This window comes from Arenimonas sp. (assembly GCF_044348765.1).
Taxonomy (GTDB): Bacteria; Pseudomonadota; Gammaproteobacteria; order Xanthomonadales; family Xanthomonadaceae; genus Arenimonas.
Window position 1 is genome coordinate 1 of the sequence record NZ_JBIKSE010000098.1, and the last position, 4,637, is coordinate 4,637.

At 52.2% G+C, this 4,637-nt stretch carries 4 protein-coding genes and 1 pseudogene; 1 reads left to right on the forward strand and 4 read right to left on the reverse strand.

The window, feature by feature from the left end:
* The 4 genes and pseudogenes from ACIQ0Q_RS09070 to hemE all read right to left on the reverse strand — a co-directional run.
* A pseudogene (locus ACIQ0Q_RS09070) lies at positions 1-275 on the reverse strand (hydroxymethylbilane synthase); the annotation flags it as partial.
* Positions 276-288: 13 nt separating this feature from the next.
* Positions 289-1,290: a porphobilinogen synthase gene (gene hemB, locus ACIQ0Q_RS09075; protein ID WP_395772618.1), complete on the reverse strand. Its 1,002-nt coding sequence runs from the start codon at positions 1,288-1,290 to the stop codon at positions 289-291.
* A 25-nt stretch (positions 1,291-1,315) separates the two neighbouring features.
* Positions 1,316-2,644, reverse strand: coding sequence for a DUF3422 family protein (locus ACIQ0Q_RS09080; protein ID WP_395772619.1), 1,329 nt, complete (start codon positions 2,642-2,644; stop codon positions 1,316-1,318).
* 16 nt (positions 2,645-2,660) lie between these two features.
* A complete protein-coding gene (hemE, locus tag ACIQ0Q_RS09085; protein ID WP_395772620.1) occupies positions 2,661-3,764 on the reverse strand; it encodes a uroporphyrinogen decarboxylase in 1,104 nt (367 codons plus the stop codon).
* A gap of 88 nt (positions 3,765-3,852) precedes the next feature.
* Between hemE and ACIQ0Q_RS09090 the strand changes: the two genes are divergently transcribed.
* Positions 3,853-4,637: alpha/beta fold hydrolase (locus ACIQ0Q_RS09090; RefSeq protein ID WP_395772621.1), on the forward strand; the 785-nt coding region annotated here is incomplete at its 3' end.

Sequence of the window (4,637 nt, forward strand, 5' to 3'; positions counted from 1 at the left end):
AGCTCAAACCCCTCTGGCAAATCCATGGGCACATCCTTCAAAGAATGAACCGCAATGTGCGCCTTGCCTTCTACCAATGCCACCTCTAGCTCTTTGATGAACAAGCCCTTGCCACCCACCTTGCTCAAGGGCTGATCCAAAATTTGATCCCCCATGGTGGTCATGCCCAAAAGGGAAACTTCATGCCCTTGAGTCTCAAGCAGCTGCTTGACATGGTTGGCTTGCCACAATGCCAGCCGACTCTCACGGGTCGCAATGATGATTTTGGTGGTCATAGATGATCAAGAATTAAGAATGTGCTGTGAGTTTTTTGGCAGCATCAATGGCGAAGTACGTGAGGATGCCATCGGCACCCGCGCGTTTGAAGGCCAGCAGGCTTTCCATCATGACGGCATCGTGATCGAGCCAACCGTTTTGGGCGGCCGCTTTCAGCATGGCATATTCACCTGATACTTGGTATGCAAAGGTGGGCACTTTGAATTCATCTTTGACCCGGCGCACAATGTCCAAGTACGGCATGCCTGGCTTGACCATGACCATGTCGGCACCTTCTGCAATGTCCAAGGCCACTTCGCGCAGTGCTTCATCTGAATTGCCCGGGTCCATTTGGTAGGTTTTTTTGTCACTCTTGCCAAGGTTGGCAGCAGAGCCCACAGCATCGCGAAACGGTCCATAAAAGGCACTGGCGTACTTGGCGCTGTAAGCCATGATTCGGGTGTGAATGTGACCCTCATCTTCCAGTGCTTGGCGAATGGCACCAATGCGGCCATCCATCATGTCGCTGGGCGCCACGATGTCAACGCCCGCTGCTGCGTGGGTGAGTGCCTGTTGCTTCAAAACCTCGACAGTGATGTCGTTCAAGATGTAGCCAGATTCATCGAGCAGGCCATCTTGGCCGTGACTGGTGTAGGGGTCAAGCGCAATGTCGGTCATGATGCCCAGAGAGGGGAAATTCTTTTTGAGGGTGGCCACCACATGGGGAATGAGCCCCTTCGGATTGGTTGCCTCTTTGCCATCGGGCGTTTTTAAATGGCTACTGATGACCGGGAAAAGTGCCATCACAGGAATGCCCAACTTGACGCACTCTTGCGCCACATTCAACAAGAGGTCGAGGCTCATGCGTTCAACGCCGGGCATGGAAGCCACTGGCTCGCGCCTGTTCTCACCCTCTAAAACAAAAACAGGATAGATCAAATCGTTGACGCTCAAGGCATGTTCGCGAACCAAGCGGCGACTGAAGTCGTCACGGCGCAAACGACGAGGGCGACTGAGAGGAAATGGTGTTGTCATAAAAATTTCCAAAATAAAAAAGACCTTAGAGTTCTTTCAAGCTGCGGTGAATGCGCTGAATCAATTTCCAAGAGACAAACAAAACCACTGGCGTACTGAAACCGGCCAACATTTCAGGGTTGATGTTAACCCCGGCACTTTCCATTGCTTTGCCAAGGTACAAGATCAGACTGACCACGTAATAGCTGATGGCGGCAATGGACAGGCCTTCAACGGTAGATTGAAGCCTCAATTGCAAGGCCTGACCTTTGGTCAGTTTTTCAAGCAGTTCTTGGTTGTGTGCCTCGGTGGCAATGTCAACGCGAGTTCGCAAGAGGGCACTGGCTCTGGACAAGCGCTGAGCCAAAGCGGCCAGCCTTTCAGACGTGGCGTTGACGGTGGCCATGGCGGGTGCAAGCCGGCGTTGCATGAATTCACCCACGGTTTGGATGCCAGACAAAGGTTGCTCTCGCATTTCTGAAATGCGCTCACGCACAATGCCATCATAGGCAACCGCTGCCGAGAATCTGTAACTGTTTTCTGCCGTGATGCTTTCCACCTCTGCAGACAAGCCCGCCAAATCATTCAGCAACACTTCATCTGAATCAATTTTCTTCTCGAGGCGTTTGGTAATTTCAACCAGCTGAATTTCAGTCTGTGCCAATTTGGCGCCCAATTGTTTGGCAACAGGCAAACTCAACAATGACATGATTCGGTAGGTTTCCAGCTCCAGCAGTCTTTGGGCAATTCGCCCCGATCTGTTCTCGGAGGTTTGGGGAGAGGCCAAGACCAATATGCGCTCAAAACCATCGGAGCCAATTCTGAGGTTGGTCATGAGATGGGAGTGAGATCGGTTGTCTGCAGTTCTGCCCATTTTGGAGCCAATCACAGTGCCTTCTCCAAGCCATTGTTTGGCCTTGAAGAACGCATCGTCGTCGTCCATGCCCTCATTCAACATGGCCAAGTGGATGGCTGTGATGGTTTTGCCAGGAATGCGGCTTAGCCAAGCATTGCCCGTGGCAACATGGCTGCTAAGTTCTGGCAGTTGGCTGCCCCATCCGGCATGACTGGGCAGCGCTTGGACAACGGTGTAGCGCGTAAATTCGGTGTGTCGTTCCCAAATGACTTTGTAGCCTTGGCATTGAAGTTGTAAAAAGTTGCCCTTCATCTTCACGACGTCCAGGTCTTGATGCCCGGGCAACAGCTGCAAATGCGCGCATTCATCTGACATGCTCACGCCCGCATTCAATACGGCCACATAAACAATCAGGCTTGGCAGTTTGAAAGTAGCAGAAGGGCGAGTGTGAATCTCATTGTGGAGAGCCATTCTCTGGGAGTCATCAGCAGGCAAGTAAGGCAGTGATTTGTCGGACATGAGGCTCTCACAAAGATCAGATCATGGACCTGGAGGAGTGTTTGTGGACGGCCTCAATGAGCGCTGTCACATGCTCGGGAGGGGTGTTTTGGTGAATGCCGTGACCCAGATTGAAAATGTGGGTGGGCCCGGTTTGGTGCATGTCGGAGTGAGGCGGGCCAAAGCTGTCTAAAACGCGCTTGACTTCTTTTTCGATGCTGCTTGGGGGTGCAAACAACACATTGGGATCAATGTTGCCTTGAAGCGCCTTGCCAGGGCCCCCCACTTGGCCGCCCACCAAGGCGCGCGCTTTGCCTAAATTCATGGTCCAGTCGAGACCCAAAACCTCGCAATCCAAGTGCTTCATTTCATCCAGCCAGAGTCCACCCCCTTTGGTGAAAACGATTCTGGGAATTTGTCGACCTTCAGCATGCGTTTTGAGACGCGACAAAACCATGGAAGTGTAATCAAGGCTGAAAGGCTGAAAAGCCCCATCGGCCAAAACACCGCCCCAACTGTCAAAGATCATGACAGCTTGTGCGCCGGCGTCGATTTGTGCGTTCAGATAATCGGCGACAGACAGGGCATTGATTTTCAATATTTGGTGCATCAAGTCTGGGCGGCTGTACATCAAGCTTTTGACATGGCGGTAGTCGTCCGAACCGGCACCTTCCACCATGTAACAGGCGAGGGTCCATGGGCTGCCCGAAAATCCGATGAGGGGCACGCGCCCATTTAAGGCCTTGCGAATGGAGGTGACCGCATCAAACACATACTTCAATTTGTTCATGTCGGGCACATGAAGGGCCGCCACGGAAGCTTCATCGCGCACGACTTTTTCAAAGCGCGGCCCTTCACCTTGGGCAAAACTCAGGCCCAAGCCCATGGCATCTGGCACGGTGAGAATGTCAGAAAACAAAATGGCAGCGTCAAGCGCATACCGGTCCAAGGGCTGCAGCGTGACTTCGGTGGCAAAATTTTTGTCCGTTGCCAAGCCCATGAAGCTGCCAGCTTTTTCACGTGTGGCTCGGTACTCTGGCAAGTAACGGCCGGCTTGCCGCATGAGCCAAACTGGGGTGTGATCAGTTGCTTGCCTGAGACAAGCCCTCAAAAAACTGTCATTTTGTAAAAAAGTTGCCATACAAACAGATGTATTTTTTTTAAATCCCGTAAAGTGTCAATTTAACTTGACGTTTTGTCAAATGCCATTCATTTAAACCCTGCCTTTGATGATGACACGCCCTCAAAAGTTGACCAAACTTGGCCTTGGTGCCGCCATCTTGGCATTGGCATTGCTTGGCCTTTGGACGCCCGATCTTGAGCGCGCCGAATTGACTAAGCGTTATGGTGCTCCCCCAGCCCAAAGCATCGCGGTGGATGGTTTGACCGTTTATTACAAAGACTCTGGACCCAAAAATGCCCCCGTTTTGTTGTTTTTGCACGGCTTTGGGTCAAGCTTGCAAACTTGGGATGACTGGTCGGCGAAGTTAGACCCCCAATACCGTGTCATCCGGCTCGATTTGCCGGGCTTTGGCTTGACCGGTGCCCATCCAGCGCAGGATTATTCAGAAGCCACCGATGTTGCCATCCTTACTCACTTTGTCGACAAGCTCGGTTTGAATCAGTTCTCTGTCATTGGCCATTCCATGGGCGGGAAAATGGCGTGGGCTTTGGCCGCCTCGCAGCCCGAGCGCGTGCAAGCTTTGGTGCTGATGGCCCCGGATGGTTTTCCGGAACTCAAAGACATTGGCAGCAAGCCTTATGAAGTGCCTGCCATCATGGGCCTGATTCAATATTTTTTGCCCAAGTACTTTGTTCAGAAATCAATTGAGCCGGCTTTTGCAGACCCTCAGATGTTGAAAGAGACCTTGGTCAATCGGTACCACGACATGCTCAGAGCTCCCGGCGTACGGGGCGCAATTTTGGACAGGTCGAATCAAACCATCTACACAGATCCAGTCCCCCGACTTAAGAAAATCAAGGCCCCCACGCTGCTCTTGTGGGGCGAGCAAGA